The 16,365-nt window shown below is 50.0% G+C and carries 16 protein-coding genes; 11 read left to right on the top strand and 5 right to left on the bottom strand.

All coding sequences use genetic code 11. The features are described 5' to 3' along the window. Positions 1-28: 28 nt before the first annotated feature. The 9 genes from glmS to EKM70_RS00830 all read left to right on the top strand — a co-directional run bounded on the left by glmS (position 29) and on the right by EKM70_RS00830 (position 9,373). Complete coding sequence (gene glmS, locus EKM70_RS00870) at positions 29-1,846, top strand: glutamine--fructose-6-phosphate transaminase (isomerizing) (RefSeq protein ID WP_125544373.1); 1,818 nt, start codon at positions 29-31, stop codon at positions 1,844-1,846. A gap of 151 nt (positions 1,847-1,997) precedes the next feature. Next, on the top strand, positions 1,998-2,120 hold the full coding sequence (locus EKM70_RS11560) for a hypothetical protein (RefSeq protein ID WP_125544371.1): 123 nt from the start codon (positions 1,998-2,000) through the stop codon (positions 2,118-2,120). A gap of 156 nt (positions 2,121-2,276) precedes the next feature. Next, positions 2,277-2,981 carry a glucosamine-6-phosphate deaminase gene (locus EKM70_RS00860; RefSeq protein WP_164506288.1) on the top strand — a complete coding sequence of 235 codons (705 nt, stop codon included), beginning with the start codon at positions 2,277-2,279 and terminating at the stop codon, positions 2,979-2,981. A 104-nt stretch (positions 2,982-3,085) separates the two neighbouring features. Then, positions 3,086-4,483: a glycoside hydrolase family 73 protein gene (locus EKM70_RS00855; RefSeq protein ID WP_225416350.1), complete on the top strand. Its 1,398-nt coding sequence runs from the start codon at positions 3,086-3,088 to the stop codon at positions 4,481-4,483. 147 nt (positions 4,484-4,630) lie between these two features. After that, entirely contained in the window at positions 4,631-5,716 is a 1,086-nt protein-coding gene (locus EKM70_RS00850) for an ABC transporter ATP-binding protein (protein WP_125544365.1), read from the top strand. Positions 5,717-6,173: 457 nt separating this feature from the next. Further along, a complete protein-coding gene (locus tag EKM70_RS00845) occupies positions 6,174-6,482 on the top strand; it encodes a hypothetical protein (protein WP_125544363.1) in 309 nt (102 codons plus the stop codon). Between the two features lie 197 nt (positions 6,483-6,679). After that, positions 6,680-7,399, top strand: coding sequence for an NEAT domain-containing protein (locus tag EKM70_RS00840; RefSeq protein WP_125544361.1), 720 nt, complete (start codon positions 6,680-6,682; stop codon positions 7,397-7,399). A gap of 74 nt (positions 7,400-7,473) precedes the next feature. Next, complete coding sequence (locus EKM70_RS00835; RefSeq protein ID WP_125544359.1) at positions 7,474-8,634, top strand: NEAT domain-containing protein; 1,161 nt, start codon at positions 7,474-7,476, stop codon at positions 8,632-8,634. Beyond that, positions 8,621-9,373 (top strand): NEAT domain-containing protein, encoded by a 753-nt coding sequence (locus EKM70_RS00830; protein ID WP_125544358.1) that lies wholly within the window; start codon positions 8,621-8,623, stop codon positions 9,371-9,373. Before EKM70_RS00835 ends, EKM70_RS00830 begins: the two co-directional genes overlap by 14 nt. A gap of 48 nt (positions 9,374-9,421) precedes the next feature. Here EKM70_RS00830 and ppx read toward each other — a convergent pair whose 3' ends face one another. From ppx to EKM70_RS00805, 5 genes are read right to left on the bottom strand one after another with little or no spacing between them, the layout of a single operon-like run. Continuing rightward, positions 9,422-10,360, bottom strand: coding sequence for an exopolyphosphatase (ppx, locus tag EKM70_RS00825; RefSeq protein ID WP_125544356.1), 939 nt, complete (start codon positions 10,358-10,360; stop codon positions 9,422-9,424). Continuing rightward, positions 10,360-12,525 carry an RNA degradosome polyphosphate kinase gene (locus tag EKM70_RS00820; RefSeq protein WP_125544354.1) on the bottom strand — a complete coding sequence of 722 codons (2,166 nt, stop codon included), beginning with the start codon at positions 12,523-12,525 and terminating at the stop codon, positions 10,360-10,362. The genes ppx and EKM70_RS00820 overlap by 1 nt, the downstream gene beginning before the upstream one ends. Next, positions 12,522-14,054, bottom strand: coding sequence for a Ppx/GppA phosphatase family protein (locus EKM70_RS00815; protein WP_125544352.1), 1,533 nt, complete (start codon positions 14,052-14,054; stop codon positions 12,522-12,524). Before EKM70_RS00815 ends, EKM70_RS00820 begins: the two co-directional genes overlap by 4 nt. Before the next feature lie 22 nt (positions 14,055-14,076). After that, a complete protein-coding gene (locus tag EKM70_RS00810; protein ID WP_125544350.1) occupies positions 14,077-14,898 on the bottom strand; it encodes a LicD family protein in 822 nt (273 codons plus the stop codon). A gap of 24 nt (positions 14,899-14,922) precedes the next feature. Then, on the bottom strand, positions 14,923-15,486 hold the full coding sequence (locus tag EKM70_RS00805) for a DUF5067 domain-containing protein (protein ID WP_225416349.1): 564 nt from the start codon (positions 15,484-15,486) through the stop codon (positions 14,923-14,925). Between the two features lie 142 nt (positions 15,487-15,628). Here EKM70_RS00805 and EKM70_RS00800 point away from each other — a divergent pair, with 142 nt between their 5' ends. Beyond that, positions 15,629-16,072, top strand: coding sequence for a MarR family winged helix-turn-helix transcriptional regulator (locus EKM70_RS00800; protein ID WP_125544348.1), 444 nt, complete (start codon positions 15,629-15,631; stop codon positions 16,070-16,072). Between the two features lie 60 nt (positions 16,073-16,132). After that, entirely contained in the window at positions 16,133-16,309 is a 177-nt protein-coding gene (locus EKM70_RS11320; RefSeq protein ID WP_164506287.1) for a hypothetical protein, read from the top strand. Positions 16,310-16,365 lie beyond the last annotated feature (56 nt).

Below are 16,365 nucleotides of genomic sequence, written 5' to 3'. Positions count from 1 at the left end.
GGCGGCGTCGAGAAAAGGAAGACTAGTTATGTGTGGAATTGTTGGGGTTACTGGAAATGACAATGCCGTTAAGATTCTGTTGAACGGCCTGGAGAAGTTGGAATACCGGGGGTACGATTCAGCTGGTATCTATGTCAACGACCAAAAGGGTCAGGATTACTTAGTCAAGACCAAGGGCCGAATCTCAGAATTACGGTCTAAGGTGACACCTGACGTTCACGGGTCAACTGGGATCGGCCATACGCGCTGGGCAACCCATGGGGTGGTCAGTGTGGCTAATGCGCACCCACATTTCTCCAATGATGACCGGTTCTACCTGGTTCACAACGGCGTTATCGACAACTTCCAAGAATTGAAGGCAAAGTATTTGAGTGACGTGCCGTTCAGAAGCCAGACCGATACCGAAGTTGTGGTTCAATTGATCGACAAATTTGCCGTTGAAGATGATCTGGATGCCAAGGCGGCCTTCTTGAAAACCTTGAGCTTGTTAAAGGGATCTTCATACGCCTTTTTGATGATGGATCGCGAACAACCCGACACGTTATTTGTTGCGAAAAACAAGAGTCCCTTATTGATTGGGGTCGGTGATGGTTTCAACGTCGTTTGTTCCGACGCCTTGGCTATGCTCAAGGAAACCCATGATTTCTTGGAATTGATGGATGGTGAAGTCGTGACCATCACGCCTGACAAGGTTGCCATTCAAGACGCTGACGGCAATGCCGTTGAACGTCAGCCATTCCACGTTGACATGAATGCCGACGAAACGGACAAGGGAACCTACCCATTCTATATGTTGAAGGAAGTCGACGAACAACCTAATGTGATGCGCAAGTTGGCCCAAACTTACTTGTCAGAACACGGCGAACCTCAGATCGATGACAAGCTGATTGCAGCCATGGAAGCTGCCGATCGCCTGTACATCGTGGGTGCCGGAACTAGTTATCATGCGGGGTTAGTTGGGAAGCGGTTATTTGAAAACCTAGCCCACATCCCAACGGAAGTTCACGTATCGTCTGAATTTGCTTACGAACAACCAATGCTATCGAAGAAGCCTTTCTTCATCTTCTTGACACAGTCCGGTGAAACGGCCGACAGTCGTGAAGTGTTGGTCAACGTTAACGATGCTGGCTACCCAAGCTTGACGATTACCAACGTGCAGAACTCAACGTTGTCCCGTGAGGCAACCTACACGTTGTTACTCCATGCCGGTCCAGAAATTGCCGTGGCTTCGACCAAGGCTTACACTGCCCAGATTGCGCTGGAAGCTATCTTGGCCAAGGCGTTGGGTGAAGCAACTGGCCAAATCGTGGCGCAGAACTTCAACATTCGCCAACAACTCGGGTTAGTTGCCACGGGGATGCAAGCAATTGTCGACGAAAAGGGCACGTTGGAACAGTTGTCCAACGACTACCTGATGAAGTCTGACAAGGCTTTCTACATTGGCCGCGGGATTGACCATGCCGTTTCTTTGGAAGCTGCGTTGAAGTTAAAGGAAATCTCCTATGTTCAGGCCGAAGGATTTGCTTCCGGAGAACTCAAGCACGGGACAATTGCCTTGATCGAAAAGGGCACGCCGGTGATTGGTTTCATTACGCAGGCTAAGACCGCCGGATTGACGCGGAGTAACTTGCAAGAAACCATGGCGCGAGGAGCCAAGACCTTAACGATTGTCCGCGAAAGCTTGGCTATCGAAGGTGACAACCTGATCTTGCCGGACGTTGACGAGATGTTGATGCCACTGCTGAGCGTGGTTCCAGCCCAATTGTTGGCTTACTACACTAGCCTGAACAAGGGTCTGGATGTTGACAAGCCACGGAACTTAGCCAAGAGTGTCACGGTTGAATAATTGAAATGACTTTTGAAAGCGTTCGGGAATTTTCCGAACGCTTTTTTTGTGGTGTCTCACGGGGAGTGACGTAGCGCGTCTAACTTGCGAAATGAAGGTTTTCGTTGTATAGTACACTTACGAAAAGTTATGAAAATGCGAGGTGAAAACGATGAAATATACGAAACGGGTAGATTCTCACAAGAACCAAAAACAACGCGACGCAACGTTCGAAAAATTCCGGAAACAACAGAATGAATTAAGTGCTAACCGGCGAGGTATTCGTCGGAAATAGGGCGATCACTGCTTGGGCAGTGGCCGTCCTTTTTTGTTGGCCTGCGAGGATTTTTTCTGAGCAAAAGACTTGCAAGATTGGTCTAGATCTTTTATTATTGGACTATACCATTAGAGAGGGAGATTTCGGGTGATGACACAACTTACAATTAAAAACATGAACGTACAAATCGTGAAAGACCAGGCTGCAGGTGGCCGGGCGGGGTTCCAGATTTTTCAACAGGCTTTACAACAAGGGGCCAAGGTTCTGGGATTGGCGACCGGGAGCACCCCAGTCACGATTTATGATGAATTGGTGGCCAGTGACTTAGACTTTAGCCACCTGACGTCGGTGAATTTGGACGAATACGTGGGTTTAGGGGCCGACCATCCAGAGAGTTACCACTACTTTATGCAACAACATTTATTCAGTCACAAGCCATTTGCACAATCATTTGTTCCAGATGGCACGAATACGGATGCCGCGGCTGAGACTAGGCGTTATGATGCCGTGATTGCACAACATCCTGTGGACTTACAATTATTAGGTCTGGGACAAAATGGACACATCGGCTTTAACGAACCGGGAACCGATCCAGCCTCCACTACCCACAAGGTTGCCTTGACAGCGTCAACTATCGAAGCTAATGCACGATTTTTTGACAACGTTAACGACGTCCCACGCTACGCTTACTCCATGGGAATTGGGTCGATTCTGCAGGCCAAGGAGATCCTGATTGTGGCTTACGGAGTAGCTAAGGCGGGTGCCGTTGCGGCGATGATTCAAGGTCCCGTGACCCCCGATGTTCCGGCCAGTTACCTCCAGACCCACCAAAATGTGCAAGTCATTCTCGATGAGGCTGCTGCTAGTCAACTAGCCTAACGAACCTTGAATTAGAGCGAGTTATCCCCATTTTTACTTCCAGTAAAGAGTCAAGTTATGTTATTCTTGACGTGAAAGCGATTTTAAGGGGGAAACCGAGAATGATGCGAAGTAAACGATGGCTACTAGCCGCGCTCCTATTGGGGAGTGCGTTGGGTAGCGTCAGTGGGACTGCCCATGCGGCAACGACGAATCCCCAGGGATTTATCAGTGATTTGAAGAGTCCTGTTACGTCGGTTGCAAATCAGTATAAACTGTATCCATCCGTGATGATGTCTCAGGCAGCGTTAGAGAGTGCTTGGGGAACGAGTCTCCTGACGACCCAGGCCAACAATTACTTTGGCGTTAAGGGCAGTTATAAGGGTCAATCGGTCTCAATGGCGACGACGGAGTACGATGCTAACGGTCAGCTCTATCACACGAACGCTAACTTTAGAAAATATCCTAATGCCAAGGCGTCGATGACGGATAATGCGACGCTGCTTCGCGGAGGCACCAGTTATAATCCTAAGATCTATAGTGGCACCTGGCGGGAAAATGCCAAGACCTACGTCAGTGCCGCCAATGCGCTGACAGGTGTTTATGCGACGGCACCGACTTATGGCAGCACACTGATCAGTATTATTAAAACCTATAAATTAGATAGTTTACTCGATGGGTCCGCGCCCGATGTGGCGACACCGGCCCCTAAGCCTAAGCCAAAGGTTTATTCCAAAGCCAAGTATTATGGGACTTCGGGTAATCAAACGGCTACGCTCAGTAAAGCATATGCTTCTGTGCGGCTGTATAATCACGTGAAGGATACGCGTGCGAACATTACCAAGACGGCTTGGAGCAAAGTTAAGGCCGCCAAGGGGAAAAAGGTTTATCTGGACATGCGGGCCGTGAGAACGGCAACCAAGTCTGGGAACAAGACCACCTGGTATCGAATCCGATTTGCCAAGAGCAAGTCGTCGCAACGTTATTGGGTTTACACCAGTGCCATTGCGTTTCCCAAGGTGACGTATACCGATGGGAAGGCGACTTTGAAGGTGATTACTAAGGCGGGTGGAAGTACTTACAACCACGTGTATAACTCGCCTTATCTGGCGGAAGAACAAGAACCAATTAAGAAGTTGACGGCGAAAGCTTACACGGCAGATAGTGAGGCCGTGAAGACCCAAGACGGCGTCAAGAGCACTTGGTATCGGATTAAGGTAGGTAAGAAGAAAACTTGGATCGCTGGAACTGCGGCCCAACTGCAATATGCGCAAGTTTTCTATACCGCCGCGAGTGGCAAAAAGACTTTGAGTAGTAAGTTCAATAAGTATAAGGTCTATAATCATGTCACCACAACGCACTTCAATCAACAGACATTGAAGTGGCCAAAGGGAAGCAAGAAGGGAACCAAGGTGACCGTGAACCTTTGCGGCTTCAAGGCTTCCAACAAGTCAACCTGGTATCGAATTCGGTTTAGTGGCAGTAAGACCAATTACTGGGTAGACGCACGCGCCTTATCCTAAGCGTTTGGCTGCCTGGTTATAAGAAAATGGTAAAGCTACCGGAATTTTCACCAATTCGGTAGCTTTTTTTGGTATAATACAACAGATTAGGCCGGGGAACCTCGGTGCGTTAGATAGCGTTAATATTTGAGTTAGGAAGTTTAATTCATGGATAATTCATATAAAATTAAGGTGCAAAACGTTACAAAAGAGTATGACCTGTACAAGACCCAATCCGAAAAGTTGCGGTCGTTCTTTTCGCTGAGCAATAACAAGGTGCCTCATTTCTGGTCCTTGATGGGGATCTCACTTGAGGTCAAGTCGGGTGAAACCCTGGGCTTGATCGGGGTCAACGGTTCGGGTAAGTCGACACTATCCAATATCATTTCTGGGATTATCCCTCAAACGACGGGGACGGTGGATGTGAAGGGGGACACCTCGATCATCGCCATTGGTGCCGGGTTGCGAGGCAACTTGACGGGGGTTGAAAATATTCGGCTTAAGGCATTGATGCAGGGACTGACCAATCCGCAGATTGATTCATTGATGGATGACATTGTGGCCTTTGCGGATATTGGCGATTTCTTATACCAACCCGTCAAGAGTTACTCGTCAGGGATGAAGTCACGACTGGGCTTTGCGATTGCCGTGCACGTCAATCCAGACATTCTGATCATTGATGAAGCGTTGTCCGTCGGTGACGATACGTTCTATCAAAAGTGTGTGGACAAGATTGCTGAATTCAAGGATCTGGGCAAGACCATTGTCTTCGTCAGTCACTCCCTGAAACAAGTTGAGATTCTGTGTGACCGGGTTGCCTGGATTCACTATGGGGCATTAAAGGCCATTGGACCTACCGATGAAATCGTTCAGGACTACCGTAACTTTACTAAGTGGTTCAAGAAGCAGACCAAGAAGGAAAAGAAGCACTTCCAACGTCAAATGAAGGAAGGCCAAAAGTCCTTTGACATTGAGGCTTATCAGGCTCAGGTGACTAAGGAACGTCAGGCAGAAGCACCGGATGATCCGCACGTGGCCGACCAGGTGAAGAAGGACTTCTATGGGTCCGTTATCAGTGAAAAGATGAGCTGGTCGAACCGAATTGTGACGGGTGTCGCTATCGTTGCCCTGCTCTTTGCCTGTGTTGTCAACATCTCTGGCCATTCGGTATCCGATGTCATCTCGCATCCAGGGCACATTGTGCACCCCGAAACGGTGTTAAATGATCCGAACGCCACCAGTAGCATTAAATAAAAATTAGAAATCAATGATAAAAGGGATAGATTTTTATCATTTAGCGTGGTATCTTTAAGTTACCATTTATTTACCCCTTTATCTGATTTCCCAATGAATCGAATAAAGGATCTATCTCTCATTTGGTGAAGACTAAATGGCGGGGCCGGGAAGGCATGCTTCCCGGTCTCTTTTTTTTACGATTTTAACCGTGATTAGTTACCGGCCAGCCTCATTTAGAAGAATAATGGTCAAAAGTCATAATTATTTCCTTGAAAGCATTGACAGCGCTTACAAATACCGGTATATTATTAGTCGTAAGGTATTTAATAATTACCTTCTAATCAATTCTCTTTCTCTCTTATGCCGACCACTACCATTCCCTGGTAGTGGTTTTGTTTTGCCCTCAGACCTAGTATAATTGGAGAAGATAGCGCTAGGGGATGAGAACCTAACGTTGACTGAGGAGGCATTTGGGATGAAGAGTCACGAAACATTTACCTTGATTGAAGAAATCACTCGGCTGGACGGTAGCAAGTACATGGAGATTAGTAACATGGTCCAGAATGGGCGAGCCGAGCTAGCTGTCGAGCGTGGGCTTATCAAACAGGTGCGGATTCTCCAATTAAACATCGCGCATACGCCACACGTTCAGGCCTACGAGGACTACGTCAATGAGCACTATGTAATGCCGGAGGAGGACTTTACCACCTTTGACGAGTGGAAGAAACCAGAAGAGGTGCAACAGGAAGTTAATGCAATTCTGCGTGAAAATCATATTGGTTAAGGTCATTTTAAACGCCTGGTAGATGGGAAGACATCGACTAGGCGTCTTTTTTTACGCTCACCGTTCACCTGATAAATGAATGGATAGTTAATCTATTTTAGAGGTTAAGTACTAATCGTGGAATAGGGTTTAAAACAGTGCTACGATGAAAGCGTGTTCAGTGTTTGAGTTTTTAAAAATTTTGGGAGGAATTAATGATGAAGAAAACAATGACAGTGTTGGGTGCGGCCCTCATGTTAGCCGGTGTTGGTGGTGGCGTGCCATTAGCTGCGGTCACGACACCAACGGTTGCTCAGGCGGCAGTGTTGAACGCTGCTAAGTTACCTAATGGGAAGTACAGTGTTCCCGTACATATCTACAAGACGGGCACGACAACAGCGTCCGAAGCGGCACAGTACTTTAATTTAACCGCTAAAGTCTCGGTCAAGAGTAAGCGGGCCACGGTTTCTTTGACAACGACCAAAGCTGGGAACCAGTTTATCAAGGCAATGACGTTGGATGGTCATGCGGCCAAAGTTACCGCGCACAGTACCGGGAATACCTATACGTTTAGTAAAGTGAACTTGAAAACGAATCATACCCTAGGCTTTACCCTGGTGGTGCCCATGAATGGTCAAGAGATGGCCATGACCCAGTCGGCCAAGCTGGCGTTTAAGACCAGTGCGCTTAAGGCGACGACAAAGGTTACGCTTAAGACGTCGAAGATTAAGGCCAAAGCCAAGAAGGTTACGGGTAAGACGACCAAGGGAGCCAAGGTGACCGTCAAGCATGGCAAGACAACCTTAGGCAAGGTGACTAGCAAGAAGACCAGTTACAAGGTGAAGTTGAAGCGCGCCGTTAAGAAGAACTGGAAGCTGAAAGTTACGGCATCCAAGGCCGGGTACAAGACCGTTACCAAGACGATCAAAGTGAAATAAGCAGTAACGGCTACCGCGATACGGTGGCCGTTTGGCTATCAAGAGCTAACTAACAAAGAATGGAGTGAGTCGACATGAAAAAAAGTTGGCGAACGCTGCTCCTAGGTCTGCTGACAGTGAGTTGTGCCTGGCTATTGGGGACCAGCATCGTGGCTAAAGCAGCCACGGTTAAGGACGGCCTGTATCAAGTTCCAGTCAAGATTTTAAAAGAAAAGGAGAACACAACCTCGACGGCGGATCAATTTTTCGGGTCCCAAGCTGTAGCCCAAGTTACTGGGGCGCAGACGACATTGATTCTGACCAGTAGCGGCGCTCAGTTTATCTCGTCGATGACGGTGGCTGACCAATCGGCCGCAGTGGTGAAGACAGTTGGTAAGCAGGCCCTCTACCAGGTCACCGTCGACGGCCAGAAGAGTCCGCTCGCGGCGAGCTTTAAGTTAACGACCCCGGTGGGCAAGATGACCGAGGCGGCTCGAGTTGCGTTAGATTGGAGCAAGGCCAAGCAACTCAGTGACAGTGTCGCCACGACGGATCTATTAGCGGCGGGAACGACATTGGCCCAACAACCGGCTAAGTCGGCCCCGGCTAGTCCGGCGATTCCGGTGACTGCTGAGCCCAAGACGACAACCTCGGCGCCCGCCACGAGACAGTACTGGCGCTATCGGGTCTTACAGGGAGATAGGATGAGTCCGTCGCAGGCCAACCGGTATTACACGAACGTTGCCACGGTGACGCCCAGTGGAACCGGTTATCGGGTCACGTTGAAGGTGCAATACGCCAAGTCCCTGAAATTAGGGGCCCGTGCGGTGGTACCAGAAAGTATTGATGGTCAATCGGTTCCGGCAAGTCACGTGACGTATGGCGAATCCGGACAGAATGAAACGATGACCTACTGGTTCGAGATTTCAAAGTTGAGTCAACTGACAGCTAAATTAATTCCGGGTCAGATTCACGTGACGGTACCTAGCTTGAACATGAGCCAGGTTTTTCCGGTTCGATTCCAGTTTGCGGCCAGTGGTGCCGCGGATCAGGCACAGGCTGCTCAGGTAGCGGCCTTACCGAATAAGACTACGCGGTCTACACCGAGCGCAACGGCATCCGCCACACCTGACCAATCGTCACCTAAATTGCCCGCTACCGGTGACCAGTCGTCTCCAATGGGACTACTGGTTGGATTAGGCTTACTCAGTTTGAGTCTTATCTGGAGGGGAGGCTGGGCTCGTGAACGGCGTTAAACATTGGATTTTGATTGGGCTCCTGCTCCTGATTAGTTTGGGGTGGCCTGTGATTGGTCACGCCCAGTCCCTGAATTATACGGCGCTGAAATACGGGACGACACAGACCTCAATGGCAGGTAAATACTTCGTCCATCCGGCCAAGGTTCGGGTCGCTCAGAATGCCTATCAGGTTACGATGGAGATTAAGACAGCCAAGCATCTGAATAAATGGCCGGTCCGGGTCCTCAAGGTGGCCGGCCAGACGCCGCAGAACGTCCAAGAATCACGAGACAGTGCGGGAAACTATCTATTATTCTATACGTTTACCACGACGCATCTGGATCGCGATATCACAGCCAAGCTGGCGATAAATGTTCTCGGGGTTTACAAGGCCACACATAAACTGACCTTTGCTTTCAAGACGGCTGGCGTGCCGGCGTTGTCACAGCCTAAATCACCAGCAACACAACAAAAGCCAGTAACTAAGGCCACGACGACTAAGCGAACACAGGCGGCGACAGCCAGTGAATCGTCGCAGAAGCCGACGACCAAGAAAAAGGCAACATCGACTGCCACCGTTCCGGCGTCATCTAGTCGTTCACAGGCCAAGGCTTCCTCGGCGACAGCCTCTCAGGAGGCCGATACGGCTGACCAAGTTCCCAAGCAAAAGACGCACTGGATGAGCCTGATCGGCGGTAGCCTAGCCATTGTTATCGGGGTTCTCGGCGGTTCCTGGTGGTATTTTGGACGCCATTAACGCGAATGTAAAAAATGTCCGAGACAAAAGTCTCGGACATTTTTTACGTTAATTTTTAGCGTCATTCTTGATTTCGTTGATTCGGTTAAAGAGAATGCCATCACGCAATCCGGCATTGGAGAAGGTAATCTGCCGCGAGTCAAGCAACCGCATCAGCAGAGTCACGGGGATGAGGCCCCCCACGATGATGTCGGCCCGATCCTTGGACAACCCAGGGACTTTCTTGCGGCCTGCGAGATCCAAGCCGAGTAGCTGAGTCAAGGTGGCGTAGACGTCATCGGCGGTGAGCTTGTAGCCGTGAACATCCTCGAAATTAAGGAAGTTCTTACGCCGGCGGTTAATCTTGGCCAACGTTCGGTTAGCGCCACCCAGGCCAATGACGGGGAGATTTGTAGCTTCTCGTAACCACCAGACATCGTTGAAGACGTTGTTAACGAAGGTCATGGCGGCGAAGAGTGAATCGGCCTTGACCACGTCACTCTCGAGGTAGGCCTGTGACAGGGTTACCGATCCCAAGGGGATGGAGACGACGTGTTTCATTTGCCGGTTCTGAACTAAAATCAGTTCGGACGACCCACCGCCTGTATCGACCAGTAAGCCATTGACAACCGGGAGGGTATTAACGACCCCTAGGTAGTCGTAACGAGCCTCTTGGGCCCCAGAAATGACCGTAAACGACAGGTCAAACTGATCCTTAACCAATTTGAGAAATTGTTTCTGATTGCTAGCCTGCCGAACAGCGGCCGTGGCGACCGCTTGGATGTCGGGACTCTTGAGTTTACTGTAGATCGCCTTAAATTCACCCAGGGCGGCGAGGGTTCGTTCGATGGCAGCGGGTTGGAGCAGACGCTCTTCACCCATATTTTCTGATAAACGCACGTAACGTTTGACTTGTTCGATGGTTTTATGGTTGCCATCACCATCGATTTCGCTGATAGTCATACGAACCGAATTCGAACCCAAGTCAATGACGACTAAGTTTTCCATTACTGAGGACTCCGATCAATGGGGGATTTTGGTTGATTCTTCGGGCTGAGCATCGGTTTGAACTGCCGCGGGGCGTTCTTCGCCTGAGCGGGTCGCGCCGTTGCTGCCTGATTCCGCACGGTTGCCTGGTCCATGAAGTCCGCCTGAGCGTTGAGCGGGTCTAAGCCGCGCCGGTCAACCCGGGCATACGTCCGGTCCGGCAACAACACTCTAGTCTTGACGTTATCATGCCAGAGCGTTGCGAAAATGTCAAAGACCCGTTGCTTCAGATTTTCTTGCAAGATGGGGAAGAGTAACTCGACCCGGCGATTGAGGTTCCGTGTCATGAGGTCGGCACTGGACAGGTAGACTTGGGGGTCACCGGCGTTGGCAAAACCGTAGATTCGGCTGTGTTCCAGGTAGCGGCCAACGATCGAGTGAACCTCGATGTTGTCGCTGATGTTTGGAATGCCAACGTTTAGACAACAGATCCCACGTACGATGAGCTTGACGTGAACACCAGCATGGGAAGCCTCGTAGAGCTTGGCCACCATATCGGAGTCGGACAGTGAGTTCATCTTCATTTCGATCCAGGCAGGTTGTCCCGCCTTGGCATTCGCGATCTCTTGGTCAATCTTCGTGGCAATAAATTCGCGGATACCGTCGGGCGACATGTGCAACTGGTGGAAATAAGGGGGTTCAGAGTACCCCGACAGCATATTGAAAATGTTGGAAGCGTCGATCCCCATATCTGTATTGGTCGTCATTAACCCGAGGTCGGTATAGAAGTGGGCGGTGACATCGTTGTAGTTCCCAGTTCCCATATGCATGTAGCGCCGGATACCATCGGGTTCACGGCGGACAATTAACGTGAGTTTACAGTGCGTCTTGAGACCAATGAGACCGTAGATGACGTGACACCCCATCTTTTCGAGTTGCTGCGCCCAGTGGACGTTATTTTCTTCGTCGAAACGGGCCTTAACTTCCACCAGTACGGTCACCTGTTTGCCGTTTTGAGCAGCGGAGCCCAGATATTTCACGATTGGTGAGTTAGCCGACACCCGATAGAGGGTCATCTTAATGGCCAGGACCTCGTCGTCGTAAGCGGCTTGCCGGATGAACTCGGTAACGGCAGAGAAACTGTCGTAAGGGTGGTGTACCAGAACGTCATGTTGCCGAATAGTCTTGAAGATATCATCGTCGGCGGTGACGCCGGCCATTTTGGCGGAGCTGAAAGCTGGATAGCTGAGATCGGCCGTTCCTTTGATCTGCTTGGTCCACTTGCTTAGGAAGGTGAGGTCGATCGGACCACTGATGTTATATACCGCATAGTTGTCGATCTTAATGAGACTCGCCAGCCGCTGTTGCAGAGCGTTGGTGATACCCGCTTCAACCTCCAGCCGCACAGCACTCCCGTGTTCCCGGCGTTTCAGTTGTTGCTTAACTTCCTTTAAGAGGTCGGAGGTATCTTCTTCGGCCACGTCCAAGTCCATATCCCGGATGACACGATAGGTCGCAGATTCTTTGACTTCGTACCCTACGAAGAGGTTACCAATGTAGGTTTTAATGATGTCTTCAAGTAGAATGAAATCGTTCTCGGCGCCTGGTAGCCGCACGGTTCGTGGAAAGATTCCGGGAACTTGGACGGTGGCAAAGCGCTTGTCCTTCTTGTTGCCATTCTTGTAGAGCCGGAGTGCCAGGTTCAAGGTGTTATTTCCAATGAAGGGGAAGGGCCGCGAACTGTCAACGGCCATGGGCGTTAGGGCCGGAGAGATTTCATCATTGAAATACTTTTCAATGAAGCGGGTCTGCTGCATGGTGAGATCGGCAGGTTCCTTCAAATGGATATCGAGGTTTGCTAGCAAGGGTAGTAGCATCCGATTGAGTGTGGAATATTGCTTGACCACTTGGTCGTGGGCTTTTTGGTTAACCGCAATCAGTTGGTCTTTGACCGTTAAACCAGAGGCATCGGGTTTGGCATAGTTAACCGCTGCCAGTTTGGAGAGGGAGGCCACGCGAACCATGAAGAATTCATCGACGTTACTTTGAGTGATGCCGAGGAACCGGACACGCGCCAAGAGCGGGTTCGCCTTGTCTCGTGCTTCTTCCAATACTCGGTCATTGAAGTCTAACCAGCTCAGTTCCCGGTTAGTGTAATACTTTGGTTTATCAAAATTAACCGTCATTTGTGAGACCTCCTCTGCTTAAGTACGGGCTTTAATCCGAAAACGTCCGTAAAGAATTGGGCTTTGTAGTTGAATGCCCAGTGAATTAACGACAGCTCATCGTCACTAAAGGCGGTGATGATCACTTTGCTGGGCCGAACGGAAACGGAGATGCGGCTGATGGTCTGCTGATGAGCGTCATCTAAGGCATCGGCCAGACGTAAGATGGCGGCTAACTTAGCCACAATCAACCGCTTATCGGGTGTGAGTTGCTGGAAGTGCGCCAGATCCTCGGCTGGGGTCCGCGTGCTGTGATAGCGCGATACAGCTGCAATGATCTGGGTTTCCTCCGCAGATAGTCCCAAGATTTCGGATTGCTTGAGGACATAGTCGGAGTGTAGGTAGTGTTCATGAGTGTCGATGAAGCCGCCGATATCGTGGACGATGGCGGCAACTTGTAAGAGCAGCCGGTCGCGATTGGTCAGATGGTGGAGAGACTTCAGTTGGTCAAAGAGGTGTAGGGAAAAATGGGTGACCAACGCCATGTGATGAGGCTCGACTCGGTAGCGGTGAGCCAGGTCACTGGCCGCCGCGATGATTTGTTCTTCGAAGTGCTCATTAGGGTGGTAACCTGCTGCGATCTGCTGGTTGGTCGTGAGACCATCCAAAACGTTCAGGTTGACCAGGTGGAGGGTGTCCGCATGAACCACTGTCAGAAGCTTTTGAATCAAAAGAACTTCTGGCAAGACGAGCTCAACATTTTCTTCGGTCAAATGAAGCTCTTCCATCAAAAATTGATTGGAGGCGTCCATGACCTGATGCGTGAAGGCAGCAAATTGTTTGCGCGTCAAGGTTCGGCTGTTCTCTCCCGTTGCGATGAAGTAGTTGTTGAGCGGTGCCGCCCCCACTAAGATGACCTGATTAGTCGTGGTGCGCAGGGTCTTTGGCAAGAAACGGTAGAAGTCGTCGACTTTACTATTGATGTAATCATCGAGGACGTCGACGGGATTAGGTGCCGTGGCCCGAAGGTTTTGTAGGACTTCTTTAATTCGGATGGGGCCTAACTTCATATTGTGCGAAGCAATTAGCTGGCTATTCGCGAAGAATGAAAAGGTGGTACTCCCGGAATTAAGACCGATGATGGCGGCGTTCTTGGCCACCAATTGTGGATAAGGCTTGAACTTCAGGGCGATCGCCTCGTTACGAACGAAGGACTCCTGAGCCAGCGACAACCACTTGATACTGAGGCCAGTTCGACTCAGTATTTGGTCACGAATGAACTCGGCATTTGGTGCGGCTGAGAGGGCCTGTGACCCCCAGAGTTGGTAATTGGTGATCCCGTAGTCCTTGATAATCTGTAGAAATCCCCGGAGAGCTTCAGCGGCTTCGGCGACATTCTCAAAATTTATTGCCTCATGGTTGTAAATATTTTCCCCAATGGCGACGGTGGAGCGGACTCGCTCCGTCTGCGTCCCCGTTTTTAAGTTAACAATCGATAGCTCGATACTGGAGACGTTTACCAGCATGGCGCCAAAATAGTTATCAGCCATAAACCCATCACCCTTTTCTAATTTAGTCGGTAAAGACTTGGTTATCCATGATTACTTTTTCCAGATGTTTCTCCGTCCGCTGATTAGCCGGCGGTAAGGTCATGTAATCCCCATACATACGTGTCAAAATGTTAGCATAATTAGCCGGGACCTGGACAGTCAAATGCTCAAAGGGCAGGGGGGTTAAGTTGGTTAGCTCCGCAACGGTAAAGGTTTCTTTAGCATAGGCGTACTGGGAGGCCAGATTCTTAACGTGTCGCAGTGCCGTGTTGGGTTCATATTGCGTCATGACGGCCTGTCGTTCAGCCTTCAAGGAACGCGCGTCGGCTAACTGGTCGGGATTAAGTCCCGACTGGAACTTGCGTAACGGCGTATCTACCAGGTGGTAACGGAGCTGGAAGAGCAACCGGGTATTTAATAATTGAAATTTAGCCATTTGCTCTCGCTGCTGGTTGGGATCATCAGGAATACGGTCCAAGGGAAAGATATCAATGAAGATTCCCTTGCGCGCACTGTTCACGTTGTTTTTTTCTTCAATGTAAGTGTTGCGGTCTAGCAACTTGGCATAGCTGAGACCGTAATTTTCGTCGCTAGCGGGCGTTTGCAGGAAATAGTGGGTGTCAGCTAGGAGCGCCGGTGCGGCGGCTAAGAGGCGGTCGTAGTCGGTTCTTAGCATGCCGACGTCAACATCGTCGTCCCAGGGGATGAAGCCCTGGTGGCGAACTGCGCCCAGCAACGATCCACCCATCAAAAAGTAGGGCAGGTCGAGGTGGTCACACAGGTCAATGAATTGGGCCAAGTTGCCCAGTTCAATCTGATGGATGCGTTTAATAAGTTCAGTCATAATGGGATCCTTTCGACGTCAAATTTAGGACATGGGATAGCGACTCTGATGGACGGTGTGGCCGTTGCTATCCTTGAAGGTCACGGTGATTGGATCCTGATTTTTAGGTTCAAAGGTGGCCAAGCCGGTCACAGACTTCCCGGGGTCTAGTGGCATCACGGTTCGGTTTAGGCGATTGTTATCCTGAGTCTGATCAGTGGTGAAGGCCAGATTTCCCGTGGTGAGCGTGTGGCCATCTTGGGTGGCACTGACGGCCGCTTCCCAAAGATCACTAGGCACAATCGACTTACCTTGTTCGTTGGTTACGGTATAATAGAGAACGAATAACTGGCGGTTAGCCGTCGAACTGGCTGTAACCTGTTGTCCGGTGAGTTTGAAAGTCACGTGCTGACTGGTAAACACCTGATTCTTGAAGGTTGCGGTTACCGGTTGACTCGATGAACTTGCAGGCTGCTTGGCATGGCTGACTATCTTTTGACTAGACTGCGTGGAACTGGATTTTTGGTGGGTTGCAGTCGTTGTTTGACCACAGCCAACTAGGAGCGTTAAGGTCCCTAGAGCAAGAACACATGTCATAAAATGTTTCATATATAACTCCCCCTTTGTGTTCAACTCTAGTTTAGCATAGGTTGGGCCTAGCCAAGGCCGTAACGGGCGGAAAAAGCTGGTATTTGTCAGGCGTAAATGCTAATATAAAAAACGTATTTTGAGAATTGTAGGTGGGATAATCATGGCTGAACAGGAAGAGTCCCTGTTGGACGCCTTCATTGATGTTTACATGAATTCAATCAAGTACTTAGGTGAGTTCGTATCTGAACCCGCGAAGGAATTTCACCTGTCTTTTGAGCAGTATCTCATTCTGCGTGATATCACACAGAATACCAACGTCACGTTGATGGATATTGCCAGTAAACGGCAGGTGACGCGTAGCGCGATCTCTCGGCAGATTAAAGTTTTGTTGAAGCAGGGTTACCTGCAACAGCGGCCCGACGAGAATGATCGGCGGCGCTTGTACTTGTTAGCAACCCCGGCTGGCACCCGTGCTGAACGAGTGATCCGCCAACGGATCAATAGCCGTTTTCAAGGCTGGGTTGATCTGTACGGGGATGATCGGGTTCACGAAGTGCTGGATTTCATTCGTGAATTCAGTCAGGTTACCCGCATGAAAAAGTAGCTTCCAGACGGCTACGGAGAACCAGTGGACTAGCACTGGGTAAGAAGGAGATTGAAGTCAATGAGCAAAAAGCGCATGAGTGATGAAGAGGCAAAGCGCTGGCGCAAGATTGTCTTCATGGAAGACGGCCACGATGACAAGCGGTCGACACGGCAAAATCGGTCGTTTGTTTACAGCGAACCGGGGACCCATCAGTCGTGGTGGGATCGCGTCAAGCAACGCTTTTCACGGCACTAAGTCAATGATAAATGGACCACACGCCCTGACAATTGTCAGGGCGTGTGGTCCATTTT

Source organism: Levilactobacillus lindianensis (assembly GCF_003946095.1).
Lineage (GTDB): Bacteria > Bacillota > Bacilli > Lactobacillales > Lactobacillaceae > Levilactobacillus > Levilactobacillus lindianensis.
This window is presented reverse-complemented; position numbering and strand designations above follow the sequence as displayed.